This window comes from Bacteroidota bacterium (assembly GCA_040388375.1).
GTDB lineage: Bacteria > Bacteroidota > Bacteroidia > UKL13-3 > UKL13-3 > JAAFJM01.
In genome coordinates this window covers 425,529-451,129 of sequence record JAZKBU010000001.1, presented here as the reverse complement: position 1 = coordinate 451,129, position 25,601 = coordinate 425,529, and the positions used below count along the sequence as shown (strand labels likewise).

The window sequence follows — 25,601 nt, the reverse complement described above, 5'->3', positions numbered from 1 at the left end:
TTGTAGTTATTTTATTTGCACCTACTTATGATGAATTGGCTTCAATTATTAAAACCATATAGATACAAACAAACCTTACAAGATGGCGCTACAAGCCGAACCGAGTTTGAGCGCGATTTTGACAGAGTAGTGTTTTCAGAACCATTTAGAAAACTACAGGATAAAACACAAGTAATACCCTTACCCGAAAACGATTTTGTACATAACAGGTTAACCCATAGTTTAGAAACCTCCAGCGTTGGGCGCAGTTTAGGCAGGAAAGTAGCAGAAGCTTTATTGTTAAAATACCCCGAGTTAAACACCGCATTAAGTAGTTACGACATAGGTTGTATAGTAGCGGCCGCCTGCTTGGCACACGATATTGGCAATCCGCCTTTTGGGCATAGTGGTGAAGATGCTATACGCGAATACTTTTTAAACGGGCAGGGTGGAACATTGAAGCAAGCAATAGCCGATGATAAAAAATGGGAAGACCTTATTAATTTTGAAGGTAATGCCAACGGATTTAAAGTAGTAACCAATTCAAGTGGTAACGATAAAGGTTTGCGTTTAACCTATCCGACCCTGGCAGCATTTAGTAAATACCCAAAAGAGAGTTTACCCGTTTATGCCGATAAGCAGGTACATGAAAAAAAGTTTGGTTTTTTTCAAAGCGAAGCAAGCTATTTTGAAGATGTAGCTACCAAATTAGGTTTGTTAAACACCCGCAATGACGGGCATTTAAACTGGTGCCGCCATCCCTTAGCCTTTTTAGTAGAAGCCGCTGACGATATATGCTACAGCATTATTGATTTTGAAGACGGTTTAAATTTAAAATGGATAGATTTTGCCCATGCTAAAGAACTGCTTATACCTTTTGTAGAAAACTATAAAGCGGATAAGTTTGAGCAAATGACCTTTGAAGGACAGGTGGGTTTTCTGCGTGCTTCCGCCATTGATTATTTAACCAATGAGCTGGCTCAAATATTTATGCAAAACGAAGAAGCCATTTTAAATGGAACCTTCAACCAGTCATTGATAAAGCTAAGCAGTAAAAGCCATTTAATTGATAAAATAAAAACCATTACTCGTGAAAAAGTATATAAGAACCGCATTGTTATAGAAATAGAAGCAGCCGGTTTTGAAGTAATAAGCGGCCTATTGCATATATGTATTTCAGCTGTTAACCAACATTACATGGCACAACAGGATAAAACACTTAAGTATTACCGAAGCCAAAAAGTAATAGAGTTAATACCCGAACAATTTATAGGTAAAAACAAAATACCCTCGCACGATTTGTACGAACGTATCATGAAAATAGGTGAGTTTATTTCAGGTATGACAGATAATGCAGCCATTGGTTTTTACCGCAAACTCAAAGGCATTCAATTAGGATAAATACACCTATATTTGACCCGATATTTTTTAAAAAATTAAAGTATGAAATTAGTTACCTACACACATCAGAAAAATACCCAATTAGGTATTATACACGATGGAAAAATATGGGCATTGAAAGATTTAGATGCTTCATTCCCCGATAAAATGCGTAAGTTTTTATTTGCCGGAGAGCAAGTAATGGATAAAGCAAAAAAATGGGATGCCCAAATAAAATTAGGCAAAGTAGAAAAACCATTTGTGTTAGAAGCTGATGTAAAATTAGAAGCACCCGTTCCGCAACCCACCTCGTGCAGAGATGGCTATGCATTTAGGCAGCATGTGGCAGCAGCACGCAGAAACCGTGGTGTGCCAATGATTGAAGAGTTTGATCAATACCCGATATTTTATTTTACCAACCACAATGCTATTCAGGGTCCTGGCGACATACCATGTATGCCTGATCATTTTCAAAAGTTAGATTTTGAATTAGAAGCCGCTATTGTTATTGGTAAAAAAGGACGCAACATAAAAGCCAGTGAGGCCGATGCATACATAGCCGGTTATATGATTATGAACGACATGAGTGCACGTACCTTGCAAATGGAAGAAATGTTGTTAAACCTAGGGCCGGCAAAAGGCAAAGATTTTTCAACCGTAATAGGGCCATACTTTGTAACACCTGATGAGTTAGAACCATTTAAAGTACCGGCCAAAGCAAACCATGTAGGTAATGCCTATAACTTAGGTATGAAATGCTGGGTAAATGGTGTACAGGTAAGTGAAGGCAATGTAAGCGATATGGACTGGACATTTGCCGAGATAATAGAGCGTTGCGCTTATGGTGTTGATATTCTACCGGGTGATGTAATAGGAAGCGGTACCGTAGGTACAGGATGCTTTTTAGAGCTAAACGGTACAGGTTTATTAAACGATAAAAACTTTAAGCCACAATGGCTACAAGATGGCGATGTGGTAGAAATGGAAATTACAGGCTTAGGAAAATTAAGCAATACCATTAAAAAAGAGAATACCGATTTCTCCATACTGGCTTTAAAGAAAAAGCCTGCAAAAACAGTTTAATACAAAACAAATAAAGAGTACATAAGCAAAGTATAAGGCCTGTATTGCTTTTATTTCTATAAAGTATAACCCATAAAAAAACCTCCAACAATTTAATTGTTGGAGGTTTTTTTATTTATATGCGTTTATTATTTTTTAACTTTTTTGGTGTCAAAGTCAACTACAATTGGCGTTGCAATAGCCAATGAAGAGAAAGTACCAAATACGATACCTATTAACAAAGCAAAAGTAAAGCCTCTAATAACTTCACCACCGAATATAAATAGTACCATAGTTACCATAAATACAGTTAATGAAGTAATAATGGTTCTATTTAAAGTATCATTCAATGCATTATTAATAATTGATTTGGTGTCTTCTTCACGTTTGTGGATGGCTAAGAACTCACGAATACGGTCAAATACAACCACGGTATCATTAATAGAGAAACCGATAATGGTTAATATAGCTGCAATAAAATTCTGATCAACTTCCATAGCAAATGGTAAAATACCATCAAAAATAGAGTAGAAAGTTAACATCATTAATACGTCATGCGTTAATGCAACAATTGCACCTAAAGTATATTGCCATTTACGGAAACGAACCAAAATGTATAACCCGATTCCAACTAATGAAATAAGCACTGCCCAGAACGAACCTGTTTTTACATCGTTTGCAACGGTTGGCCCTACTTTAGCTGAGCTTAAAACAACAGCTTTATCGTCAACTTTGTTTAAACCTTCTATTAACTTAGCCTGTACTTCATCTCCTACCGTTGGTGTTACATCATCAATACGGTAAGTAGTAGTAATTTTAACTTTATTATTAGTACCAAATGTTTTTATTTCAGGTGAAGTACCAAATACAGCCGCTAATGCTTCTTGTGCCTGAGGGGTTTCAACCGGTTTGCTTAATTGTACTATATAAGTATAACCACCTCTGAAATCAACACCTAAAGTAAAGCCTTTGGTAAACATAGAAACAAAACCACAAAGAATAATAGTACCTGAGAAAATATAGAATTTTCTACGGTTACCAACCCAGTCGTAATGGAAATTTTTAAATGCTCTCATTGTTTTCTCAGTAGCATATTTAATTTCTTTACCTTTATCTAACCACCACTCAGTAACAACACGTGTAAACAATACCGCAGTAAACATTGATGATAAGATACCAATAATTAAAGTGATAGCGAAACCTTGAACAGGACCTGTACCGAATGCATACATTACAAATCCGGCCAATAAAGTAGTTAAGTTAGAGTCAATAATAGAAGAACTTGCATGGGCATATCCGTCAGCAATAGCATTTTTTAAATTACGGGCGTTATGTAATTCATCTTTTACACGCTCGTTAATCAACACGTTTGCATCTACCGCCATACCAATGGTTAATACGATACCTGCAATACCCGGTAAGGTTAATGCTGCACCCATTGAGGCCAACACACCTAATATAAAGAATACGTTTAATAATACTGCAAAATCCGCTACGTAACCTGAGTTGTTGTAGTACAATACCATAAATACTAAAATAACTATAGTACCTATAATCATACTCCATAAACCTTGGCTGATAGCTTCAGCTCCTAAAGTTGGTCCAACTACTGCCTCTTCCACTATACGGGTAGTAGCAGGTAATTTACCGCTTTTTAATACGTTCGATAAATCCATTGCTTCCTCATCAGAAAAACCACCGCTGATTACTGAACTTCCGTTAGGAATTTCGTTTTGTACGTTAGGCGATGAGTAAACTAAATTATCAAGCACAATAGCTATAGAGTGACCAATATTTTGTTTGGTTAAGTTTTTCCATTCAGTAGTTCCTATAGCATCCATAGCCATATTTACTTCTACTTGTCCGGTAGTTTGCGAAATATCGCGGTTAGCTCTGATTACGTGCTCTCCACTGATAGCGGCTTCGCCATTACGCTCACGTTTTAAAGCGTGTAAACGCACAGCAGCACCGTTTTCGCCAATGGCTTTGTATTCCCATGCAAATACTAAATCGTTTGGAATAATAGCTTTAACAGCAGGAATAGCCAACATTGCATTAATTTTAGCTGTATCGCGGATTAATGCGATACCACACCATGAACCATTAGGTAGTAATTGTCCTTTATCGTCAATTACCGGAGTTACCATACCCAATAAAGGATTTTCTTTTTGGTATTGCTCAGGAGTCATTTGCTTGTTAGCAGCAGTATCTTTTTTATTGGCTTTAGTGCTGTCAGCTTTAGTTGTAGTACCACCAATATCAGCTAAAGCGCTTTTAGCGGCTGCAGTATCAGTGGCTGTTTTAGTACTATCAGCAGGCAATTTGCTTTTTTTCAATTCATCATTAGCTAATGATAAGAATTGGTATGCTTGCGGGTTGTCGTAAGTTTGGTAAAACTCCAACTTAGCTGTTCCCTGTAATAATTTGCGCACACGGGCAGGATTGTCAACACCAGGTAATTCAATAACAATACGACCTGTTCCTTCTAATTTTTGAATATTAGGTTGGGTTACACCAAACTTGTCAATACGAGTACGTAATACTTTAAATGAGCGCTCAATAGCTAAATTGGCTTCTTCTTTTAAATAATTAATTACTTCGCTGTTTGATGAAGTTAATTTTATTTTATCGCGGTTACCTGCATTAGAGAAAATAGCAGCCAGTCTACCATTAGGGTCAACCTGAGTGTAAGCGTCTCCAAATAAAGTAACAAAATCTTTTTGGCTTGTTCTGCTTGCATCAGCGGCCATATTAACGGCTTTGTTAAAATTTGCATCCGGGTTGTTGTTAGCCAAACCTCTCATTAACTCGTCCTGACTTAACTCTAAAGTTACGTTCATACCGCCTTGTAAGTCCAAACCAAGGTTTAACTCATGTGCTTTACACTGTAAGTAGGTATATTTTTTTATACCAATATTGTAAACCACTTCGCGGCCAACTGAATCAATGTAGGCTCTTTCTTTTTCTAAATCACCATTTGCAAAAGCCTTTGCTTTTTGCTCTACTCGGTAAGTTACCAGTGAAAATGATAGTTGGAATAAGGAAACTATCACTAGCGCAACGGTAAAAAACTTTACTGCTCCTTTAATTTTCATTTTGTATGTATGTATTCTATTTTGTTGTACTTTTTATGGTGTTAAACATAATACCCGTTTAACATTTTACCTCGGCAATATGTACATTTCTGCTAATTTTACAAAGGAGCGCAAATATATGTTTTGACTACTTAAAAGCAAAGTTTTTAAAACCACTAGTAATTAGCCTGTTAGCTAATTGATTGATTTTATTTGAAGTATTTAAAAGTAACAAAACAGGCAAAAAACAGCAATTAAATTACTGGCTGTAAACCTGCTTTTGGCGGACCAACACATTTTAAAACAGTCATTTGTTTTCAGGAAGGTATTTTCAGCAGCAAAGCGTACCCGTTTTTTCCGTTTTCATTTGCTCATTTATGTGAACACTTTTGGCTAATGCAGCCGATTATTTATACATACTGTTTATAACTGCACAATTGAAAGCACCAAACAGCCTATACTTTCGTTTTATTCAATATTTTAAATAAATACACATGGAAAATACACAACAAGGCTTAAATTTTTTAGAGCTCATTTTTAAAGGTGGTGCAGTTATGATTCCAATAGGATTGCTTTCAGTAATTACTATTTATATTATGATTGAGCGTTTTATTTATATCAGGAATGCATCGAAAATGGAAGCCAATTTTTTAAATAATTTAAAAGATTTATTAGCCAAAGGCGATTTAAAAGCAGCCCGTGCATTTTGCCAAAGAGTAAACTCACCCATTAGCCGTGTAATTGAAAAAGGGGTCATGCGTATAGGTAAACCCATTAACGAAATTGAAAGCAGTATGGAAAGTACTGCCAGTTTAGAAACAGGTATTTTAGAAAAAAACCTAAACTGGTTAGGTATTATAGCAGGTATAGCGCCTATGCTTGGTTTTATTGGAACCATTGCCGGTATTATTAAAATATTTTATAACATATCAGTTAGCGATAATATCAGTATAGGTATTATAGCCGGTGGTTTGTACGAAAAAATGATTACTTCAGGTTCAGGTTTAATAGTAGGGGTAATAGCTTATACAGGTTACCATTTATTAAACAGTATGATTGATAAATTTAATGCTAAGTTAGAAGCTACCGCCATTGACTTTATTGATATTTTAGACAGCTAATCAGTAATAAAGCAATAAACGATTATGAAATTACGCAGAAGAAAACGTTTTGAGGCAGAGGTATCAACATCATCGTTAAACGATATTATGTTTTTCCTGTTGCTTTTCTTTTTAATTATATCAACCATTGCTAACCCAAATGTAATAAAGGTATTATTACCTAAAGGAGAAAAAAGCCAGACCTTAAATAAAAAACAATTTGCTTTAACCGTTAAGGAAAGCAAAGAATATTATTTTGAACATGAGCAAATAGACCCGGCTAATTTGGAACAGGTAATTAAAGAAAAAACAGCCGGCATTCAAGATCCGACTATTGTTTTGCGTATGGATGCCAAGTTAAATATTCAGGATTTGGTTGATATACTTTCTATTGGTACCCGCTTAAAAATTAGGGTGGTAATGGCTACGCAGGTAGGCGCACAATAAACGCCTTTTTAAACCCTATTTACTATCCGCAATTATTTGTTTAAAATGGTTAGCCAGCATGGTTAAGCTGTTTTCAAAATGCGTATTGTTATTAATAATAATATCGGCATTGGCCATAAATGGCAGCAGGTATTTTTGGTAAGCAGGCATTACGTGGTTTTTCCATTGGTACAGCACAAAATCTTCCGGAATATTACGCTCTGCTATATCGCGTTTTAACCTGCGTTTTAAAGCTACACTTTCCTCCGCTTGTATATATATTTTTAAGTCAAACTGTTTGCTGATGTTCTCCGCATAAAAAATAAACAAGCCTTCGCATACTATAATGGGAGCAGGTTTAAATTCCAATAAAGGGCCTTGTTGGTTTTCGTGCTGAAACAAATACTCGTGGCGGTATATGGTTTCGTTGTTATGCAGTTTACGTAAATCGTTGGCAAAATCGTCTAAATCTATGCAATCAGGTAAGTCGTAATTGGTTTCACCTTGCTCATCTTTGGGGTGTTCGTAAACCAGTTTGTAGTAATTATCCTGGCTAACCACACATACCTCGTTAGCGGGAAATAATTTTTTGAGCGATTTTAAAAAATAGGTTTTACCCATAGCACTACCGCCTGTAATACCAACTAAATAAGGTTTTTGCTTATGCATAATCGGGCTGCAAAATAGTACAATACATGCAGTAAATAAAATTTAAAAATGAATGGGTAATAGCTGTTACAGGGAAACTATTAAGTGCTTAATTCCATGTATCAATCAACAAATCCTGAGAGCCGTTTTTCCAGATGCTATCGCCCAATTCCTGTAATTTTTGAAAATCAGCCGCCACCACTTTGGCAAAAATATTGGCAGCGTCCAGTCCTTTGCCTTCGCCATAATAAATGCCAAAGCAGTTGGCCGTTTTTGTTCGGGTGGGTTTAGCAGGTCCAAAAACCACTTCACCGGCTTCCGTAAAAACCGAGGCATTTTCTTGTATAATATCCAAAGGAGGCACATTGTCTATCCATATTTCCTGACCCGATACACGGGCATGGTAAAAAGTTTTGGTAAAAGGTAATAGGGTATGAAAAGCCTGGACCGTTACTGGAGCTTCGGTTAAGTAATATTCAAAATGTATTTCCTGTTGGTCAGCGGTAATCAGTTTAAAGCCTTTCATATTTTTTAAATGTAAATAGGGTTGAACGAATAAATGAAACAAATATTGTTTAGCAAAACTATTATTGTAATACCTGATTTTGATACTAGCTATTCGACCCTTTCGGGGTCGCGAATCAACTCATGATTTTATTGACTATTTATATTTGACCCTTTCAGGGTCATTCATTCCTGCATGTAAACACAGCTATATGAACACAAGCAATAGTATGAAATGACTCCGAAGGAGTCCAATTTTTGCCTTTGTTGGTGTTCTTCACCAACAAGTTTATCGCTACGAGTCTTTTGGTGTTACTTTCTTTGGTAGACTCCGAAGGAGTCTAATATTAATAAAAAATGTTAACCGCGAAAACATACGACCCTGAAGGGGTCGAATAAGTATGTTGCAGTAATGGTTATTGATACTTGACATCTTCAAGGTCATTAACCATTACTGCAAAGCCGCAGCACTTTTTGTAATAACTTGTTTATCCGCTGTTGTTTTGGCCAATGATAATGCGGTGTTGAAATGGGCTTTTGCTTTGGCATTATCTACCTCGGTATATAAGTTTCCCAATAAAGAATGGTATAAATGCAAGTGCTGTAAGTTTAGCTTTTCCGCTTCTTGTATAGCCGCTATTTTACCATTGGCTTTTGCCAAGGCATAGGTACGGTTCAGTGCCACTATGGGCGAATAAGCTACTATCAATAGTTTATTGTAAAGCTGTAAAATATTTTCCCATTTTTCAGCACTGTCTTTTTTATGCGTATGCCAATAAGCGATGGCCGCTTCCAAATGGTATTTTGTTAATTGTTTGCCTTGCGATGCCTGGTTTAAATACAATTCGCCTTTGCTTATCAATTCCTTATTCCAAAGTGTTTCATCCTGCTCCTCGTATAAAATCAGTTCGCCATTTTGGTTGGTGCGGGCTTCAAAGCGCGAAGAGTGAAAACACATCAATGCCAGTAAAGCATTGGCTGCGGGTATATTGGTAGCGGCATTGGTAATAAGCATCAGGTTTAAGCGCATGGCTTCTATACACAACTCCTGGCGCAAGGTGGTATTTTGGGAGGAAGAGTAATAGCCCTCATTAAACAATAAATACAAAGTAGTTAAAATGGTATCCAGCCTGTTGCTTATTTCCGTTGGCGGAGGCAGCTCTATTTTTACTTTTTCCGTTCTTAGTTTTTCCTTAGCACGGGCCAAGCGTTTGTATATGGTTTCTTTGTTCGATAAAAATGCATCGGCTATTTCTTCCGCACCAAAACCACACAAAATATTAAGCGATAAACCTATTTGTGCTTCTACAGGTATGCCCGGGTGGCAAATGGCAAACATCATTTGCAGCTGACTATCGTTTATGTTTCGTGGCGATAAATCAATTTCCTTTTCGCTGATGCTGAAGTCCTGACTGGATTGTAAAGCGGGCGCAATTTTATCGGAAAACAGTTTGTTGCGCTTAATATAATCGAGCGTTTTATTTTTTGAAACGGTATAAAGCCAGGCAGTAGGATTGGGTGGTAAGCCTTTTTGTCCCCAGGTTTCGGCTGCCAGTAAAAACGTTTCGCTTACTATATCTTCAGCCGTTTCTATGTGTTCAATACCAAACAGCTTACTGAGTACCGCTACCAGCTTGCTAAACTCTGTTCTAAACAGGTGAGGTATTAAATCAGTTTCTGTTTGCATAAAAAAAATTGCCTGCTCTGTTTTAAAACGAGCAGGCAATTTATTGTTTTCAAATAATTAATCCATCGGTATAATGGCTCGTACTTCTACGTGTCCGCCAACATGCAGAATAGGGCAGCCTTTGGAAATCTCTACCGCCTCGTCAAACGATGCTGCTTTGATAATGGTATAACCACCTACGGCTTCTTTTATTTCTACAAAAGGGCCATCGGTTACTATATTATTCGGTTTAACCACACGGCCATTAGGCTCTAGTCTATTACCCTGGTCAACCAATTTGTTTTGTGCAGCTATGCTACCCATCCAGTCTTGCCAAGGTTTCATCATAGCTTGTATTTCATCGGGCGATAATTGCGGTTGTGGTGTATTTACATCCATTCTAAAAATCAATAAAAAGTCTTTCATCTTCGGTTTTAATTAATTGTTAGAATGTAAAGCTACGTTGTTTCCTTCACTGTCAATAAAAAATGCCATATGGCCTATATCATCGGCAATATGTGTTTTAGGCATTACTACCTTACCGCCTGCTGTTGCTACTTTGCTTAAAGCATTATCCAAATCGGGGTTCCCATTTAAATATATTTTAGCGCCATCCATGCTAGGCTTATGCGAATTGCTTTGTACCAGGGCTCCGCCCACTTTTCCGTTCCCGTTTTCACCGGGAAAAAAGGCCATTTGCATACCCATCATTTCCTGTACAGGCATTTCAATACCAAAAATAGTTTCGTAAAACTTTTTGGCGCGTGAAATATCGCTTACCGATATTTCAAACCAATTAATTGCATTAACTTCTGGTGTCATAATTGTTGTTTTTAAGTTGTAAAAATTTATTGAATTTGTACCCTAATGACGATTGACTTTTTAAAACCGGACAACAAGATAAAAAAATATTTTTCCAACGCCCAAATACTTTAATTATTAAACAGTTAAATTTTGGTTGTGCGCTATTTAATCAAGGTTTTCAATAGCATAAATAATATAGGTAACCAGTGGCAGGGTTTCTACCGTACCTTTTAGTTTGGTAACAATCTGGCCACGGTGGTATGAGGAGTGGTGCACCACATGCAAAATACCATCCTGCACACGGATACGTCTTTGGCTTCCGTCAACAGGTAAAATAAACTCCAGTATTTTTTTGAATTCAGCTTCATCCGTTTTATTGATGAACTCAATCCAGTTTTTGGTGTTTTCGTGTATCAAAGCTTCACATTCGGCTAAATCTCTTTCCTGGAACAGGGCAGTAGTAATAGGTGTGCCATTAACCCTGCTTAACCACATATTACTGGCCGATAAAATATGCGAAAACAAAAAGAGGGCTCTTGCATCTAATGGATTGGCGGTTTTCATAGAAGCCAGCAAAGTAGTATTGGCCCAATGTTCAAATTGTATTTGTTTTAATAGTAATTCTTTCATGTATCTATATTGAGGAGGCAATATAGAAGTAGATTTGTAAAATTTATTCGAACTATTTTAATCGGTAGTCATATTATATAACCTGAGTATGATTTTTTGATAATCATAGAGCATTAATTTAATTTGATAGGAGATTTCTTTATTATAGTCCTCTACTTTTTGGTTATTTGCATTAATCAATTCCTTAGTATAAAATAAGGTATCTTCAATTTTTCTATTTAAGTCAAGGTTATTATTTAAGGAGTCTATTTTAAAGTTAAAAATAATTGTTTTATTATCATCTGGTTGGTATATTTTAAGATTGTTAGGTTCTTTTCCATGAGGATTTTTACTTATTTTTTCTTTTCTTAGTTTGTCATCATAGTATTGAAATAATTCAATAGACCCTTTGAAATTAATTCTAACATTAAAAGTGAATTCGCCTTTTTCATTCCATAGATATTCATGACCTAATACTTCACACTCCGAGAAATGAACTTGTTCCAAGTGAAACTTGTCTATTATAATAGTTAATTGTTCTGCTAATGCAGCCTCATCTTTAAGCACATCTGGTTTTAAATTATTTATATGTTCCTTTAAGTTTTTTTGATTAAAACCCCCATTAAAAGTTGGAAGTTCAATTGATGTTTTGGTTTTTGTAATTATATCTGTCATTATATTTATTGTTTGATATTTTGTTATGATTGTTAATTATAAGTATCAATAAGTTTAATTTTTAGAAATGTTATTATATATGGTCGGCATATTTGATTGAATAGTTTTAATCAAACTATCTATTTCTTGCAGTTTTTGTTCAATAATGATGGGTTTTGGGCTCTGATTTGGATCAAGAACAAATGTTTTGAAGTTTCCAAATAAAGAAAGAATTAGTAAGGGATAGTACCAGAATGCAGTTCTTTTATTTTGTTTTGAAACAGGTATAGAATTTAAATATTCATATCCTTCTTGCTTAAGTGTAGCATGAACAGGGAAGACATCAGCTGAAAAATTCAATTTTATTGAATCAACATGAAAATCTATGAATCTATTTTCTATTTGAGCATAAACATTATAATATAAATACTGATCGCTAACATTATATTTAGCTCTTGCTTTTTTAAAGAAATTTGTAATATCAATTTCTTTTGATGGGTAAAACTCTTTTAAATACTCAAGAAGTTTCAATTGCTCTTCATTTATTTCTTTTTCTATCATATAATTTTTTTATACGGAATCCACTAATATCATGCCATATTTTTTGTAAGTATTTGTTTGTCAGATGCATGTAAGGGTGTTTGTTGTTGTAAAATGAAAACTTTTATTGAAAATAATTACGTTTAATAATATTAAATATGGATTTTCTACATCAATATTTAAAAAGTTATATATGACAAGTATTGAAAACATTGGGTGACGCAGTTCATCCTCAGTGTTTACTTTAAAAATTATACATTATTGCCTTTTTTGTGGCTTTAAATTGTGCTTTATAGTTTTGGGAAATTGTGTTCAAGAGGGTTGATTATACTACGTTAATCGTGAAGATTTCACTTTATTTATAGTTAATTGTTATTTTGTCAGTAAATGTTTTTCTTGTCCGTTTTTGTTTCTCCCCAACGGAGCGGCTTTTAAAACACGCGCTAAAGTGTGCTCCGCTGCGGAGCACGTTTTACCGCAGGAATTTTTTGTTGCTCCGCAGGGGAGCAGCTTTTCTTTTTGGTGGGAAGTGTTGCTCCGCAGCGGAGCAGCCTTTACCGCGCAAGGTTTTTGCTCCTCCCCGGGGGAGCAAGCTTTACATTCATTTATTTTAGTTCCCGCTAACGTAGGCAGCATGTTTTTACAAAAAAAAGAGGCAAAAACACATACGTTTTTCTTTCTTTTTGCTTTTATGTAGTAGCCAAACTGTAAAGGAGCTTAGCTATGAAAACTGTACCCAAACTAAAAGATTACCGCAACAAAGTATTGATGCAGTATTATATTGATACGGTAGCCATCTACCGTGCATACGATATAAGCGCTTTGCAACTGGAGCCATTGGTAGTGGCGCTGGAAAACTGTATAGCCGATATGGATACGGTTTTTATGGTAGATAAAAGAAACAAAGCAACCAATGATATTGAAAGTTTGGATGCCAGGCGCGATGCGGCTATAGTAGGCATACGCAAACTGGTGGAGAGCTATGAAACACATTATAATGCCACTTACCGGGAAGCGAGTCAATTAATACTGGAGCGTATGGACAGGTTTGGCAGCCGCATAGCCAAAATGAATTATTTAGTCGAAACACAAGTTATTAGCAGCATTGTAAACGACTGCGAAACCCATGTGCCTATGCAGGCCGCTATAACTTTACTGCATGCTACGGAGTGGGTGGCGGAGCTAAAGGAAGCCAACATAGGTTTTAACGAACTGTTTTTGTTGCGCAATGCAGATATAGCCCAACAACCTAAAAAAAATATATTGACTTTACGGGCAGAAGCCGTGCCCGTATTTGAGGAATTAATACATACTACGGAGGCTTTTTATATAACCTTAAAAAAAACGGAGTATTTGGAATTAATGAAACAAATGGATGCATTGAGCAAACAGTGTAATAATACTGTACCTAAAGGTCAGAGAGGTGATGAATAATTTTTTATCCTTTAAAATGTAAGCCTTCGGCTAGTAAAACCTTGCGCAATACAGGTAAAGTAGTTTTGCCTACACCATGCAGCTGTAAAATATCGGCCTCGGTATAAGTAGCTAACAGGGCTAAACTATCAATGCCTTTTTGTTGCAGTGCTCTGCGTGCGGGTGCCGATAGTAAAGCCAGGAAACTACTTTCCGGTTTATTCTCTTTTTCGCAAATGGGGCAGGTAGGACAATCGCTGCTTTTATAATATACGTGCCCGCGACTGCATGTCCGGGCTGTTTTAGGAGCAGTTGGCATATTGACTATTTTAGTTTGATGGGTATATAAATATCTTCTTCCGAGGCAGGGTCATTGTTTTTGTATAAAGCACCCAGTATTTCAAAATGTGGCCTGTTGTCTAATACATAACCTGACTGTGGTAACCAGGTTTTAAATATAAAATCAAATATGGTAGTGTCGGTTGATAGTCCTTTATAATGAAAAACAGCATACAAGCCAGCGGGTAAAACAAACGGTTGCATGCCTTCAGGTATATTGTCAAAGCTGCTTACTTCTTTCAATGCCAATTTTTCAAATTGGGTATCAAAGCTAAATCCATTTTCAATAATGGAGCTTGGGTATAGTTGCAGGGAGTATAAATCGTTGTTGTTAGTATGCTGTATTGCATTTCTCTTGGGCATAAATGTTTGCCATAAAAGCCCTGTTTTGTTATTGGCAAACGACATGGTAACGGATGTGCCTACCAGTTTTTTTGCTGTTATTGTGGTGATGCTTGGGGTCATAGGTTGTTAAAACTTTTGCCCAAAGTAAATAAAAAAAACAAAGACAAAATAATAGGGTGGTAAATACGCTATGGCTTTATTCGACCCCTTTCGGGGTCGGGTGTCTGGTGGGTTGTATTTTTTATTCAGATTTGACTCCTTCGGAGTCTACCAAAGATGGTAACACAAAAAGACTAGTAGCGATAAACTTGTTGGTGAAGAACAACAACAAGGGCAAAGAGTACATGGATGATTTATAAAATAGTAATACATTGCAATATAATTACGTGCACTTGGTTATGGCACATATATATAAGTTAGTGGCAAGCATACAAGACAACCATAAGACAGTGAACATGGAAATTAAATTAGAACTTTTTGCAGACTACTTTCAGTTCTATATTCAAGACGAAAAAGTAGATGGTGATTTGGGCGACAAGTGGACAACAGAAGCAGTTGAACAACTTTTAGCGACAGCGGACGGAACAATAGGTGTTGGAACAGTAAGGAATATGTATGTTCCGGTAACAATTAAAACATTTGACATTGAACCACCATTTTTGACTGACAACGAAAATGTAATTGTACAAATAAACGAGTGCGACATAGAAATTAGTTCAGGAAAAATTGTAATAGCAGGTTGCACAGACTATTTCCCAGAGGCAAAAAGAATTGAACTTAAAAATGGGATTTATAGAGCAAGACTTTATTATGGTAATCTTGACAAAATAAGTGACGATGGACTTGATGGAGATGACTTTTATGAAATTCATTTGTGGTTGACGGACAAAAAGCAGGACATAAAAATAATCAAAGATAGAAATGCCAGCCACTAACAGCACATTTGCAATAGGTGGGGTTTCGCGCTCCGCAGACAGTTTAGTATTAGCCGAAAGTTCTGTACTCCGCATAAAGTTCAGTGGTAAAAATCCCGCCCATCGCAAATCTGCCAAACGTTAGAAATACTAAATTTACTGACGTGGTTTATGTTTAAATTACATGAGGCATTTTGTAAATAGTGTAAGCTGTAAAAACTTGTTGGTGAAGAATACCAACAAGGGTAAAGAGTACATGGATGATTTATGAAATAGTAATACATTGCAATACGATTATGTGCATTTAGTTATGGCACCAATCCATCAAATTTTGGTTGGATATGTGCCATAAAATAGCACATATATATAAGTTATGCGTGATTTATGAGAATCATATCCATTATAATAGCTTTTCTATTCACGTGCGGACAATTTAGTTCCACGGGACAAAATATACGGCCAAGGGTACTAACTTTGGTTCGTTCTATTGCGGACTACAATCAGGTTCACAGTCGCGCCATTGGAGAGGGAGGTGCGAGGTCTAAACAATATATCAATTTTGAGAATCTCAACAAGATAGCGACAAAATCAGAATTACTTTTACTTACTGACAATGCTAATGCTTCCGTTAGATGTTACGCTTTTCTTGCTTTAGCCAAAAGGAAGGACTCGAGTGTATTGACAATTCTGACCAAGCACCTACATGACACGACAACAGTTAAAACCTTTCAAGGTTGCATAATTTCAAGGTATCGGGTTGGTGACTACTTCTTGGATGTGGTAACTTCCAAATATCAAGAACCTGATGCTTATAAATTATCCTTATCAGAAAATAACCTCATAGACAGTATATTGATTTTTGATGCTACCATAATGCTTTCAGCCAAGTGGAGTGCAATCCAAAGAGCCCCTGCAAGTGAAAAGCACTATGAACGAATAAGATCCATTTACATTCAGACATCCTCAGGTAAGTGTATTGTATATCTCTCCAAATTCCATAAGGAACGCGACAAAGATTTAATAGTTAAATTATTAGTGGACACAAGTATCTGGCAGTGGTTTGACGGACTGAAGGCTGTAAGACATTTCCCGGCTAATGACTTCTTTCCTTATTTGCAGACCATTCAGAAGAGAGAACTTGCAGAGGTCTCAACTAACACTGGCCACATTCTAGGAATGCTTTACAGAGCCATGGTTCAATATAAAGACTCGGCCTCAAGGCAAATGATTGAGAAAGTGTTAAAAGATTCGAAGACTGAAATTAATCATGAACATGCAATTTATATTGTTGCAGCGCTAGAGCGATTCCCAGACCCTATTTATGACGGGTTAAAAGAGTTGGCCGTAATGTCGGAATATGATCGAATTACAGTTGACCATTGGAAACATGACTCCTTCGACTAAACCACGCGTAACACACGTCTTGCGCAAGTGCCGGTAACTTCTAACATTGAGCTTTTCGTTTTCTAATTAAATTATATCTGTGGACACATACGTTTCCAAAATCGGCACCAGCGCAAGGCGTGGAACAGTTAGCAATACTAAATTTACTGACGTGGTTTATGTTTAAATTACATTGGGTATTTTGTAAATAGTTGAAGCTATAAAACTTGTTGGTGAAGAACACCAACAAGGGTAAAAAGTACATGGATGATTTATGAATAAAACATACATTTGAAAATAAAAGGGCTATTTATGAGACCTGTCCAGCCAAAATAGAGAGATTGGTCTCCTATTATGGGGCCTATATACAATTTACCTGCAAGGCTACGAGACACCCTTTGAATAACAACAGTAAATAAAAATGCAGAATTTAGCAGACACTTTTAAGCAAACATTTGATCTTTACTTTAATGCACCGATAGAAATTTGGGAAACATTTGCTGAAAGTGGACAAGTAATTGAAACTGCTAAAAACGAAGTGCTAAAAAAGTATAGCGAGCGAGAAAAATACTTTTATTTTATTTTAAAAGGTTCAGGTGGAATTATGTTGTTTCAAAACAATAATTATCTGTGCATTGACTTGTGTTACGAAGGTGATTTTTTTGGCGATTATTTTTCATTTATCACCAATCAGTCGACAGAACTCGAAGTGATTTGTTTTGAACCTTCTACTCTTTTTAGGATAGACAAACAAAATTTTGAGCTATTGTCGAAAACTGAATATGGGCAACGAATTTGCCAAATTGCATCTGAAAGTTTGTACATACACAAACAAACGCAACAGTTAGAACTATTATCAAAAACTGCCGAACAACGCTATCTTGAAATGTTTGAAAAGCAACCAAACATTATACAGAGGACGCCAAACAAATACATTGCTTCATATTTGGGAATTACACCAGAAAGTTTTAGCCGAATAAGAAAAAAGATGTCTTGATTTTCATTTCTTACCATACGATATGTTTTTTTTAAATTATGTTTTCATTTTTGCACTAATTGTAATCAAGTATAAAAATGGAAAAGTTTAAAATAGCATTACCGATAATTCTTGTTGTAGTATTTACGGCATTGATTTTATTGGTTTCTCAACAACTGAAAACCTCAAAGTTGTTTGAAGTTTCTCAAAATGAATATATAAACTTTCAATTTAATTACCAGTTTTTGCTGTTGCTTATTACCTTACTTTCTTTGACTGTAACCTATTTTTTAAGCAAAGAAAATTTGTTTAACTATTTTAAATTTGGCGACATTTCAAAGCCTGCGAATGAATTGAAATTGTTTGGAATTAAAGCCAATGACAGTTGGCTGAAAACAGGAATTTCATTGACAATATTCATAAGTTTAGCAACAGCAACTTTTATGTATTTTCAACTGAAACATGCACAGGTTAATTGGACTTTATTACAAAGTGGCATTTTTTGGATTTTACTTTTTTCGTTAACTAATTCATTTGGAGAAGAAATGATATATAGAATGGGAATAGTATCACCGCTAAAAGGGCTTTTACAACCAATGACAGTTTTTATTATTTCGGCTATTTTATTTGGAATTCCACATTTAGCAGGTATGCCAAATGGATTAATAGGTGCAACTATGGCAGGAGTTTTAGGACTTGTTTTAGCCAAATCGCTTTACGAAACAAATGGCTTCTTTTGGGCTTGGACAATACATTTTATACAAGACGTAATAATAATTGGAACACTTTTTCTAATGGCGACAACGAAATAAAATAATCTTAACTCAAAAAAGTCCAGCAGGTAACAGGGGTTTTGCATCAGGCAGGCTAATGTGCAATTTCGAAAAACTTGTTGGTGAAGAACACCAACAAGGGCAATAAGGTTATAGCAAATCTATATGGAATATCACTTACTAATGACCCTGAAAGGGTCAAATATAAATAGCTAATGATGTGGTGAGTTAATTCGCGACCCCGAAGGGGTCGAATACCGGTATGTAAACAGTTTTTTATTTACATTGAACTCCTTCGGAGTCCGTTATTTGTTGAGTGTCCTGTTATTCATATTTGACTCCTTCGGAGTCATGTTAAGGCATGCTTATTTCTTTTATAATATCTGAAAAATTACTGGCGCCCCAATGCTCTATATATTTTCCATCGCGTAACCTGATGATATCAATTACGTTAATAGTTACTTTTTTGTTGGAAGGAGCTATGCCCATTATTTCGCCTGTATGGGTACCATGAAATACTTTGCGTGTGGTTACTTTATCGCCTTCGGCTACCTGGTCCAATATCTCCACTTGTATATCGGGGAAGCCCGCCTTTAAAATGTGTTGTAAAAAATATAGCATGCTGTCGGGTCCTTTTGAAGTACCTGCGGGCGCGCTGTGGTTTATTACATCGTCAGCTATTAATTCTTTAAACACATCTATGTTTCCTTGTTCAATAAATTCTTTGTTAAATCGTGTTACGATTTGTTTGTTTTGTTCTGTGGTGAATTGCATATTATTTTGTTTGTTATAATGATGCAATATTACAATGCTGCGCAGGCCACCCACTAAGGGTATTGGTTCAAAAAATATGGCTATACGTTCAATAGCTGTTCCTGAAATTCTTTGGGAGTTAATCCCACATTTTGTTTAAACGATTCGCTAAAGCTAGAGTGGTTTTCGTAACCAATCTGGTGGAATACATCGCTTGGTTTTATATGTTCGTTATGCAAAAGGTCTTTGGCCATTTCCATTCTTTTTTGCAGCATCCATTTTTTTGGCGATGTGCCATATATTTGGGTAAAACGCCTTTTAAAAGTTGATAAGCTGGTATTGCATAAAAAGGCAAGCTCTTCAATACTCATATTGTTTACTATATTGGTTTCAACCGCTTTTCGTATTTCAAAATCGCTTAACGTATGGTTCTTATCGTTTTGAAAAGCGAGTAATTTTTCCGGATAATTTTCTAACAGGTGTAGCATCAGCTCTTCAAATTTCAGCAGCTTCATGGCTGTTGAAATAGGATTGCCGGATGCAAAAAGTATTTGTAATGATTGTATAAAGTGTAATACAAATTCATCTTTCTTAAAAGCTATATAAGGTTCGGACTTAATTTTTTGCGAAGCCTTTATTGGTGACACTTTTGCATGGTACTTTACATAAAAATCTGTTAACACTTTGCTGTCAAAAAACAGGAGTATGCTCCTGAATTTTTTAAGTGGCGATATACTTACCGAGGCTAAACAATTACCCGAGGAAAGAAAGTGAAATTCATCGTCTTTGATGTTGACTGTTTTATCGGCAAAGTGCATGGTTTTTTCACCCGTCATTACCAGACTGATGGCATTGGTATGTAAAATGCTTTTGCCCTTTAACGAGTTGAACGAAGCAAGGTAATTATGAAAAACAATGCTTTCCGGTTTTTTATCGGGGTCAATATCGTGCGGTAAATTAACAACAGGCATGCAGTAGTGTTTTTAATAAGTAGTGTTAAACAATGATGATGTCTTCTTCATTCAGCAGGTTTTCGCCCCGGAAACTAAGCAGCAGTTGCGCTACAGTTACAATATCTTTTTGGCAGTAATTTTTAATGCGCTCTAAGTTTTTCTCCTGCCAGTATACTTGCCAAACCTGGCTTCCGTCTATATCATCTTTAGGGGTAGGTATATTAAAAGCAGCTGCCAGTAAATCAAGCGAAGTATAGCTTTTATAGTCGCCAAACTTCCATAGGTCCATCGTGTCGAGATGGCGAATTTCCCAAGGCTTTTTCCCTGCTATGTTTAACATATCAGGCAAAGGTATTTTATGAATAACGCACCTGCGTGCTATGTAAGGGAAATCAAACTCTTTACCATTGTGTGCACATAATAAATCGTCAGGGCTATCAAAATGGCGTGATACCATTTTGCAAAAATCAATAAGCAACTCTTCTTCGTTATGGCCGTAAAACGATTTTATACGGAACTGGTAAGAGCGCCCCGAGCTGTTAAAAAAACCAACCGATATGCAAACTATTTGCCCAAACTCGGCATAAATGCCTGCCCGCGGATAGATGGATGAAGCATCCAATGTAGCATCCTTGTTAATAGTGCCTGCCTTTTTAATCCATAATTCTTTCCACCTGTCGGGCAACTCATCAAAGCTTGCGTATTGAGGAATGGTTTCTATATCTAAAATTAATACTTTGGTTAAATCTAACTGTTCGAGCATGCCACTATGTTTTTAAACGAATATAAACAGAGTTTTTAAAAGTTTTATTTTTTTAGTTTCTTATAATCGCTGCGTATTTGTTTCAGTTGTTCCTTGTCGGTTTTATCTATTTTTTCGCTGGCCGATGCAAAGGCTGTGCTGCTCATTTCAAAAGCATGCTTATATAAAAAGGCCAGCAACTCATGCGGATAAACAGAGCCAAACTCGCGCAACAACCAGCCAATGGCTTTTTGTACAAAATAGGCATCGTCTGCTATACGCGGATTAATCAATTCGAAAAAGTGATTGGGTGTAAGGCCTGATTTTTTGTTTTTGATGTTGTAAATTAAAGGCACCAAAGAAGCACGTCTTTCCCATTGGTTTCCGCTATTGTTCAATGATTTTAAATCGGTGTAAATAGCTGCTTCATCGTGCAGCATATTGCGACCTATGATGCTTGACAGGAAATCGCTGTGCGCCCAATTATCTATTTTAGGCAGGAAACTTTTGGCTTTGGTATGTGCTTCTAAACCTTTGTTTTTCTTAGCATAAACAGTTAGGTACATCAGGCTTAAATACATTATTTCATAGCAATGGCTTTTATTCCAAAGCTGCGTATACAAATCCATTTGTGCTTGTATGGGTTCTTTGCTAAAGGAAAAGCCAGTTTTAAACACACCTTGTACCGTAGGATTTTTTAAAGCATAAAAATGGTATTGCGTACCAATATAGTTTTGTAAATTATTGATGCCCGAAGGTTGTTCGTTTATGCTTAATTTACCAAGAACAGATTCTATTTCGCTGAGTGATTGCGCGTAGTTGAGCATATTAATTTTTGCATGATTAATAGTTTAGAACAAATGGAGTATGCATTGATTGGTAAAGACGTTGCATGTAACGTCTTTACACACCTGACTCAATAAGTGTTACCAGTCGCCACCGGCACCACCACCACCAAAGCTACCGCCACCAAATCCGCCAAATCCACCGCTGCTGCTACCACCACCAAATCCACCGCCACCATTGTTGCGGCCTGAAAAACCACCACTGGCTAATGTACCCCAAAGTATTGCTTCGGCTATACCACCACCGCCTCCGCCACCTCTGCGTCCGCCTTTACCTTTAAGCAAGGATATAATAATGAATACAACCACAACGCCTATAAGCCCCCAGGGAATATTCCTCTTGGCTTTCCTGTCGTTGGTAAAACCTTCGCCAGCTATAACCTTTATAATATTATCGGTGGCTTCGTTTATACCTTGGTAATAGGCTTGCTCTTTAAAGTTGGGTTTTATGTTGTTGTTAATGATACGCTTTGACATGGCATCTGTCATGGCTCCTTCCAAGCCATAACCTACCTGAAACCATACTTTCCTGTCGGCAATAGCAAAGTAAAGTAATATGCCATTGCTTTTTCCTTTTTCGCCAATGCCCCAGGCTTGTGCTAATTTTTGCGAATAACTGAAAGCATCATCACCATCTAGTGTGTTTTCTATAACAACGGTAATTTGGGTAGATGTTTGTTTAAAATAACTGTTCAGCTTCGTTTCCAGTGCGGCCTGTTCTTCGCCTGATAGAGCGCCTGCATAATCGTTTACCAATCTAGGTGGATTGGGTGCAGGTGGAATGTCTTTAGCAAAAAGTTGTATAGTCAGTAGCAAACAGCTAAAAACCAATAGTAGTTTATTTTTCATTGTTGTCTCCTCCAAAAGAAATGTCGTTGCTTAACTCATTGGTGTCATTACTTTGGTAAGGAAAGTATTGTTGCAATTTTTCACCGGCTTTTGCTATACCTAAGCAAAGGCCTTCGGTAAATTGTTTATTTTTAAAATGTGTTTGTAGTATTTCTTTTTCTTCGTTCCAAAAAGCATCGCTTACTTTCTCGTGAATACCGCTATCGCCAATAATGGCAAATTTTTTATCCTGATAAGCTAAGTAAAACAATACGCCATTTTTTAGTTCTGTTGCATGCATATTCAGCTCTTCAAAAACCTGCTTGGCTCTTTCTACTGCATCTATTTCACAATTGGGTTCCAAATGCACCCGTATTTCGCCTGAGGTATTTAACTCGGCCTTTTGAATGGCCGAAACAATGCTATCCTGTTCTGTTTTACTAAAAAATTGTTCTGACATGAATTGTTTTTATTGAATCAGTTAAATTAACTGATAAGTATAAAAAAACGTCATTGCGAGTGGTGCAGCCACCTAAATAGTATTTCAGATGACTGTGTTTTACTCGCAATGACGCTAATATTAAAATTTAACTTCAGGTGCTTTTTCAGCAGCAGCATCGGCTTCAAAGAAACCACGTTTCTCAAATCCTAACGCACCACTATAAAGTACTTGCGGAAAGTTTCTGATATACACGTTGTAATTTTTAACGGCATCGTTAAAATTATCGCGCTCTACTTTTATGCGGTTTTCAGTACCTTCAATCTGGCTTTGTAACTCGCTAAAGTTTTGCGTAGCGCGTAATTGCGGATATTGTTCTGATACCACCATTAAACGGCCTAAAGCCTGGCTTAACTCGCCTTGTGCTCCCTGGAATTTTTTAATGTTTTCAGGCGTTAATTTATCAGGGTCAACCTGGATTGAACTTGCTTTTGCACGTGCTTCAATTACATCGGTTAAAGTTTTTTGCTCAAAATTAGCGGCACCTTTTACGGTAGCTACTAAGTTAGGTATTAAATCTAACCTACGTTGGTAAGCACTTTGTACTTTAGCCCACGCACTTTCTGTTTCAGCGCGTCTTTCGTTCATTTTGTTATAGCTTCCACAAGCGTTAAAAATAAGCAGAATAAACACTGCAGCTACACTTAATAAAATAATGGTTCCTTTTTTCATGTTGTTAATGTTAAAATATTTACCATGGGCAATATACAAATTAGTCACCAAGAAATAAGACTGACATAAATGCCGATTTTTGTTAAATTAAATAAAAAAGAAGCTTGCCGGTGTGGGTGAATGGACTAAAAACAGTATTTTCGCGTTCCAATTTTTAAGAGAGTAGAAAGATTTTATATGCAGCAATTTTTAGTTAAAGATTTAAAAAACTACGAAGGCCAACAGGTAACATTAAAGGGCTGGGCCAGCAATCGCAGGGATAGTAAAGGAATATATTTTATTGTATTGCGCGATGGAACCGGTTGGTGCCAATGCGTGGTAAGCGCAGAAACGGTAAGTGCAGAGGTTTTTGAAAAATGTAAAAATATTACATTGGAAACAGCCATTGAAGTAACCGGAACTATACGCATGGACGAAAAACAAATGGGTGGTTTTGAAGTGCAGGTAAGCGACTTAAACATTATAGCTATAGCAGAAGAATATCCTATTTCGAAAAAAGAACATGGGGTTGATTTTTTAATGGATAAACGCCACTTGTGGCTACGTAGCCAACGCCAATGGGCTATTATGAAAATAAGAAATCAGTTGATTTATGCCATTCATAATTTTTTCCAAAAGCAAGGTTTTGTACAAATGGATGCACCTTTGTTTACAGGTAATGCTTCAGAAGGAACTTCTAATTTATTTGAAACCGATTTTTATGGCGACCCTGCCTATTTGAGCCAAAGCGGCCAGTTATATGGCGAGGCAATGGCTTTTGCCATGGGCAAAATTTATACGTTTGGCCCAACATTCAGAGCGGAAAAATCGAAAACACGCAGGCATTTATCTGAGTTTTGGATGATAGAACCGGAGATGGTTTTCTTTGATATTTTCCAGAACATGGATTTGATTGAAGACTTTTTACGCACCGTAGTAGGTGAGGTTTTAGCTAATTGTGAAAACGAGTTGGCTATTATTGGCCGCGATACCACCGTGTTAAAAAACATAACACAGGTATTTCCACGTTTAACATACGATGAAGCCGTAAGCATTATAAAAGGCGAAAAGGATGTAGATGGCATGAACTCTATTAAAACCCTAGAAGCTGACTTAGCTGCGGTAGAAGCAAAAATTGTAGAAGCCAACGCAGAGATTACAGAGCGCGAAGAAAAAATTAAAACACCCGGTATGAAAAAGGGTGAGATAGGTTTTAACCAAGCTAAAATTGATAAACTAAAACAAGAGTTAAAAGACTTAGAAGAAGAAGCACGCAATATTCCGGGCTGGTTAAATTCAGCACGTAACTTTGAGTATGGAAACGATTTTGGTGGTAGCGATGAAACAGTATTAACACGTTTGTTCAGTGTACCCGTAATGGTTTATAACTGGCCTCACGAGGTAAAAGCATTTTACTTAAAACGCGATCCTAACAACGCTAATTTTGCACGGGGGGTTGATGTTTTGGCTCCGGAAGGCTATGGCGAAATAGTTGGTGGTGGCGAACGTGAAACAGATGTTAATTTATTAACCGATAAAATAAACGAACACCAATTACCAATGGAAGTATTTGAATGGTATTTGGATTTACGCAGATACGGAAGTGTACCGCATGCAGGCTTTGGTTTAGGCTTGGAGCGTTTAGTAGCATGGGTATGTAAATTACCACATGTACGCGAAAGTATTCCGTTCCCTAGAATGTACGGACGTTTATTACCTTAATACCTTGAATAGTTTTAGT

29 protein-coding genes are annotated in these 25,601 nt (G+C 36.6%); 11 read left to right on the top strand and 18 right to left on the bottom strand.

All coding sequences use genetic code 11. The annotated features are described in order from the left end of the window. Positions 1–27 precede the first annotated feature (27 nt). Together V4538_02095 and V4538_02090 are read left to right on the top strand one after the other, a co-directional pair. The gene (locus V4538_02095) at positions 28–1,380 is read left to right on the top strand and encodes a deoxyguanosinetriphosphate triphosphohydrolase (GenBank protein ID MES2379803.1); all 1,353 of its coding nucleotides are present in this window, start codon (positions 28–30) and stop codon (positions 1,378–1,380) included. 42 nt (positions 1,381–1,422) lie between these two features. Then, on the top strand, positions 1,423–2,442 hold the full coding sequence (locus tag V4538_02090; protein MES2379802.1) for a fumarylacetoacetate hydrolase family protein: 1,020 nt from the start codon (positions 1,423–1,425) through the stop codon (positions 2,440–2,442). 128 nt (positions 2,443–2,570) lie between these two features. On the opposite strand, the gene secDF is transcribed toward V4538_02090, so the two are convergent. After that, positions 2,571–5,516: a protein translocase subunit SecDF gene (gene secDF / locus V4538_02085; protein ID MES2379801.1), complete on the bottom strand. Its 2,946-nt coding sequence runs from the start codon at positions 5,514–5,516 to the stop codon at positions 2,571–2,573. Positions 5,517–5,989: 473 nt separating this feature from the next. On the opposite strand from secDF, the gene V4538_02080 reads away from it, so the two are divergent. Next, positions 5,990–6,616: a MotA/TolQ/ExbB proton channel family protein gene (locus tag V4538_02080; protein MES2379800.1), complete on the top strand. Its 627-nt coding sequence runs from the start codon at positions 5,990–5,992 to the stop codon at positions 6,614–6,616. Positions 6,617–6,640: 24 nt separating this feature from the next. Next, the gene (locus tag V4538_02075; GenBank protein MES2379799.1) at positions 6,641–7,042 is read left to right on the top strand and encodes a biopolymer transporter ExbD; all 402 of its coding nucleotides are present in this window, start codon (positions 6,641–6,643) and stop codon (positions 7,040–7,042) included. Between the two features lie 15 nt (positions 7,043–7,057). On the opposite strand, the gene V4538_02070 is transcribed toward V4538_02075, so the two are convergent. The 8 genes from V4538_02070 to V4538_02035 all read right to left on the bottom strand — a co-directional run bounded on the left by V4538_02070 (position 7,058) and on the right by V4538_02035 (position 12,467). Next, positions 7,058–7,690 carry a uridine kinase gene (locus V4538_02070; protein MES2379798.1) on the bottom strand — a complete coding sequence of 211 codons (633 nt, stop codon included), beginning with the start codon at positions 7,688–7,690 and terminating at the stop codon, positions 7,058–7,060. Positions 7,691–7,778: 88 nt separating this feature from the next. After that, positions 7,779–8,195: a DUF3830 family protein gene (locus V4538_02065; GenBank protein MES2379797.1), complete on the bottom strand. Its 417-nt coding sequence runs from the start codon at positions 8,193–8,195 to the stop codon at positions 7,779–7,781. 429 nt (positions 8,196–8,624) lie between these two features. After that, the gene (locus V4538_02060) at positions 8,625–9,860 is read right to left on the bottom strand and encodes a DUF6596 domain-containing protein (protein MES2379796.1); all 1,236 of its coding nucleotides are present in this window, start codon (positions 9,858–9,860) and stop codon (positions 8,625–8,627) included. A gap of 57 nt (positions 9,861–9,917) precedes the next feature. After that, positions 9,918–10,265 carry a YciI family protein gene (locus V4538_02055; GenBank protein MES2379795.1) on the bottom strand — a complete coding sequence of 116 codons (348 nt, stop codon included), beginning with the start codon at positions 10,263–10,265 and terminating at the stop codon, positions 9,918–9,920. 12 nt (positions 10,266–10,277) lie between these two features. Then, positions 10,278–10,661: a VOC family protein gene (locus V4538_02050; GenBank protein ID MES2379794.1), complete on the bottom strand. Its 384-nt coding sequence runs from the start codon at positions 10,659–10,661 to the stop codon at positions 10,278–10,280. A 147-nt stretch (positions 10,662–10,808) separates the two neighbouring features. Beyond that, the gene (locus V4538_02045; GenBank protein MES2379793.1) at positions 10,809–11,273 is read right to left on the bottom strand and encodes a DinB family protein; all 465 of its coding nucleotides are present in this window, start codon (positions 11,271–11,273) and stop codon (positions 10,809–10,811) included. 57 nt (positions 11,274–11,330) lie between these two features. Beyond that, positions 11,331–11,927 (bottom strand): hypothetical protein, encoded by a 597-nt coding sequence (locus tag V4538_02040; protein MES2379792.1) that lies wholly within the window; start codon positions 11,925–11,927, stop codon positions 11,331–11,333. Positions 11,928–11,981: 54 nt separating this feature from the next. Next, entirely contained in the window at positions 11,982–12,467 is a 486-nt protein-coding gene (locus V4538_02035; GenBank protein ID MES2379791.1) for a hypothetical protein, read from the bottom strand. A gap of 702 nt (positions 12,468–13,169) precedes the next feature. Between V4538_02035 and V4538_02030 the strand changes: the two genes are divergently transcribed. Continuing rightward, positions 13,170–13,880: a DUF6261 family protein gene (locus tag V4538_02030; protein MES2379790.1), complete on the top strand. Its 711-nt coding sequence runs from the start codon at positions 13,170–13,172 to the stop codon at positions 13,878–13,880. Positions 13,881–13,884: 4 nt separating this feature from the next. Here V4538_02030 and V4538_02025 read toward each other — a convergent pair whose 3' ends face one another. Both V4538_02025 and V4538_02020 read right to left on the bottom strand, forming a co-directional pair. Next, positions 13,885–14,178, bottom strand: a complete 294-nt coding sequence (locus V4538_02025) for an RNA polymerase alpha subunit C-terminal domain-containing protein (GenBank protein MES2379789.1) — start codon at positions 14,176–14,178, stop codon at positions 13,885–13,887. A gap of 5 nt (positions 14,179–14,183) precedes the next feature. Further along, positions 14,184–14,663, bottom strand: a complete 480-nt coding sequence (locus tag V4538_02020) for a GyrI-like domain-containing protein (GenBank protein MES2379788.1) — start codon at positions 14,661–14,663, stop codon at positions 14,184–14,186. A gap of 335 nt (positions 14,664–14,998) precedes the next feature. Here V4538_02020 and V4538_02015 point away from each other — a divergent pair, with 335 nt between their 5' ends. The 5 genes from V4538_02015 to V4538_01995 all read left to right on the top strand — a co-directional run bounded on the left by V4538_02015 (position 14,999) and on the right by V4538_01995 (position 18,628). Beyond that, on the top strand, positions 14,999–15,478 hold the full coding sequence (locus V4538_02015) for a hypothetical protein (GenBank protein ID MES2379787.1): 480 nt from the start codon (positions 14,999–15,001) through the stop codon (positions 15,476–15,478). Continuing rightward, positions 15,465–15,602: a hypothetical protein gene (locus V4538_02010; GenBank protein ID MES2379786.1), complete on the top strand. Its 138-nt coding sequence runs from the start codon at positions 15,465–15,467 to the stop codon at positions 15,600–15,602. Before V4538_02015 ends, V4538_02010 begins: the two co-directional genes overlap by 14 nt. A 329-nt stretch (positions 15,603–15,931) precedes the next feature. Further along, entirely contained in the window at positions 15,932–16,861 is a 930-nt protein-coding gene (locus tag V4538_02005; GenBank protein MES2379785.1) for a hypothetical protein, read from the top strand. A 400-nt stretch (positions 16,862–17,261) separates the two neighbouring features. Further along, positions 17,262–17,837, top strand: coding sequence for a Crp/Fnr family transcriptional regulator (locus tag V4538_02000; GenBank protein ID MES2379784.1), 576 nt, complete (start codon positions 17,262–17,264; stop codon positions 17,835–17,837). A 77-nt stretch (positions 17,838–17,914) separates the two neighbouring features. After that, positions 17,915–18,628, top strand: coding sequence for a CPBP family intramembrane glutamic endopeptidase (locus V4538_01995; GenBank protein MES2379783.1), 714 nt, complete (start codon positions 17,915–17,917; stop codon positions 18,626–18,628). Between the two features lie 315 nt (positions 18,629–18,943). On the opposite strand, the gene V4538_01990 is transcribed toward V4538_01995, so the two are convergent. The 7 genes from V4538_01990 to V4538_01960 form a co-directional block, all read right to left on the bottom strand. After that, the gene (locus V4538_01990; GenBank protein MES2379782.1) at positions 18,944–19,363 is read right to left on the bottom strand and encodes an ester cyclase; all 420 of its coding nucleotides are present in this window, start codon (positions 19,361–19,363) and stop codon (positions 18,944–18,946) included. 80 nt (positions 19,364–19,443) lie between these two features. Beyond that, positions 19,444–20,313, bottom strand: coding sequence for an AraC family transcriptional regulator (locus V4538_01985; protein MES2379781.1), 870 nt, complete (start codon positions 20,311–20,313; stop codon positions 19,444–19,446). Between the two features lie 25 nt (positions 20,314–20,338). Continuing rightward, positions 20,339–21,058: a 3'-5' exonuclease gene (locus V4538_01980; protein MES2379780.1), complete on the bottom strand. Its 720-nt coding sequence runs from the start codon at positions 21,056–21,058 to the stop codon at positions 20,339–20,341. Positions 21,059–21,102: 44 nt separating this feature from the next. Next, a complete protein-coding gene (locus tag V4538_01975) occupies positions 21,103–21,864 on the bottom strand; it encodes a DNA alkylation repair protein (protein MES2379779.1) in 762 nt (253 codons plus the stop codon). 99 nt (positions 21,865–21,963) lie between these two features. Next, a complete protein-coding gene (locus V4538_01970; protein ID MES2379778.1) occupies positions 21,964–22,731 on the bottom strand; it encodes a TPM domain-containing protein in 768 nt (255 codons plus the stop codon). After that, complete coding sequence (locus V4538_01965; GenBank protein MES2379777.1) at positions 22,721–23,170, bottom strand: TPM domain-containing protein; 450 nt, start codon at positions 23,168–23,170, stop codon at positions 22,721–22,723. Before V4538_01965 ends, V4538_01970 begins: the two co-directional genes overlap by 11 nt. A 120-nt stretch (positions 23,171–23,290) precedes the next feature. Then, entirely contained in the window at positions 23,291–23,881 is a 591-nt protein-coding gene (locus V4538_01960; protein ID MES2379776.1) for a LemA family protein, read from the bottom strand. A gap of 177 nt (positions 23,882–24,058) precedes the next feature. Here V4538_01960 and V4538_01955 point away from each other — a divergent pair, with 177 nt between their 5' ends. Next, entirely contained in the window at positions 24,059–25,582 is a 1,524-nt protein-coding gene (locus tag V4538_01955) for an amino acid--tRNA ligase-related protein (GenBank protein MES2379775.1), read from the top strand. Positions 25,583–25,601 lie beyond the last annotated feature (19 nt).

What these genes read in the sequence shown, in the direction of transcription:
- V4538_02095 (MES2379803.1), top strand. Translation starts at nt 28, where the DNA reads ATGATGAATTGGCTTCAATTATTAAAACCATATAGATACAAACAAACC.
- V4538_02090 (MES2379802.1), top strand. Translation starts at nt 1,423, where the DNA reads ATGAAATTAGTTACCTACACACATCAGAAAAATACCCAATTAGGTATT.
- secDF (MES2379801.1), bottom strand. Translation starts at nt 5,516, where the DNA reads ATGAAAATTAAAGGAGCAGTAAAGTTTTTTACCGTTGCGCTAGTGATA.
- V4538_02080 (MES2379800.1), top strand. Translation starts at nt 5,990, where the DNA reads ATGGAAAATACACAACAAGGCTTAAATTTTTTAGAGCTCATTTTTAAA.
- V4538_02075 (MES2379799.1), top strand. Translation starts at nt 6,641, where the DNA reads ATGAAATTACGCAGAAGAAAACGTTTTGAGGCAGAGGTATCAACATCA.
- V4538_02070 (MES2379798.1), bottom strand. Translation starts at nt 7,690, where the DNA reads ATGCATAAGCAAAAACCTTATTTAGTTGGTATTACAGGCGGTAGTGCT.
- V4538_02065 (MES2379797.1), bottom strand. Translation starts at nt 8,195, where the DNA reads ATGAAAGGCTTTAAACTGATTACCGCTGACCAACAGGAAATACATTTT.
- V4538_02060 (MES2379796.1), bottom strand. Translation starts at nt 9,860, where the DNA reads ATGCAAACAGAAACTGATTTAATACCTCACCTGTTTAGAACAGAGTTT.
- V4538_02055 (MES2379795.1), bottom strand. Translation starts at nt 10,265, where the DNA reads ATGAAAGACTTTTTATTGATTTTTAGAATGGATGTAAATACACCACAA.
- V4538_02050 (MES2379794.1), bottom strand. Translation starts at nt 10,661, where the DNA reads ATGACACCAGAAGTTAATGCAATTAATTGGTTTGAAATATCGGTAAGC.
- V4538_02045 (MES2379793.1), bottom strand. Translation starts at nt 11,273, where the DNA reads ATGAAAGAATTACTATTAAAACAAATACAATTTGAACATTGGGCCAAT.
- V4538_02040 (MES2379792.1), bottom strand. Translation starts at nt 11,927, where the DNA reads ATGACAGATATAATTACAAAAACCAAAACATCAATTGAACTTCCAACT.
- V4538_02035 (MES2379791.1), bottom strand. Translation starts at nt 12,467, where the DNA reads ATGATAGAAAAAGAAATAAATGAAGAGCAATTGAAACTTCTTGAGTAT.
- V4538_02030 (MES2379790.1), top strand. Translation starts at nt 13,170, where the DNA reads ATGAAAACTGTACCCAAACTAAAAGATTACCGCAACAAAGTATTGATG.
- V4538_02025 (MES2379789.1), bottom strand. Translation starts at nt 14,178, where the DNA reads ATGCCAACTGCTCCTAAAACAGCCCGGACATGCAGTCGCGGGCACGTA.
- V4538_02020 (MES2379788.1), bottom strand. Translation starts at nt 14,663, where the DNA reads ATGACCCCAAGCATCACCACAATAACAGCAAAAAAACTGGTAGGCACA.
- V4538_02015 (MES2379787.1), top strand. Translation starts at nt 14,999, where the DNA reads ATGGAAATTAAATTAGAACTTTTTGCAGACTACTTTCAGTTCTATATT.
- V4538_02010 (MES2379786.1), top strand. Translation starts at nt 15,465, where the DNA reads ATGCCAGCCACTAACAGCACATTTGCAATAGGTGGGGTTTCGCGCTCC.
- V4538_02000 (MES2379784.1), top strand. Translation starts at nt 17,262, where the DNA reads ATGCAGAATTTAGCAGACACTTTTAAGCAAACATTTGATCTTTACTTT.
- V4538_01995 (MES2379783.1), top strand. Translation starts at nt 17,915, where the DNA reads ATGGAAAAGTTTAAAATAGCATTACCGATAATTCTTGTTGTAGTATTT.
- V4538_01990 (MES2379782.1), bottom strand. Translation starts at nt 19,363, where the DNA reads ATGCAATTCACCACAGAACAAAACAAACAAATCGTAACACGATTTAAC.
- V4538_01985 (MES2379781.1), bottom strand. Translation starts at nt 20,313, where the DNA reads ATGCCTGTTGTTAATTTACCGCACGATATTGACCCCGATAAAAAACCG.
- V4538_01980 (MES2379780.1), bottom strand. Translation starts at nt 21,058, where the DNA reads ATGCTCGAACAGTTAGATTTAACCAAAGTATTAATTTTAGATATAGAA.
- V4538_01975 (MES2379779.1), bottom strand. Translation starts at nt 21,864, where the DNA reads ATGCTCAACTACGCGCAATCACTCAGCGAAATAGAATCTGTTCTTGGT.
- V4538_01970 (MES2379778.1), bottom strand. Translation starts at nt 22,731, where the DNA reads ATGAAAAATAAACTACTATTGGTTTTTAGCTGTTTGCTACTGACTATA.
- V4538_01965 (MES2379777.1), bottom strand. Translation starts at nt 23,170, where the DNA reads ATGTCAGAACAATTTTTTAGTAAAACAGAACAGGATAGCATTGTTTCG.
- V4538_01960 (MES2379776.1), bottom strand. Translation starts at nt 23,881, where the DNA reads ATGAAAAAAGGAACCATTATTTTATTAAGTGTAGCTGCAGTGTTTATT.
- V4538_01955 (MES2379775.1), top strand. Translation starts at nt 24,059, where the DNA reads ATGCAGCAATTTTTAGTTAAAGATTTAAAAAACTACGAAGGCCAACAG.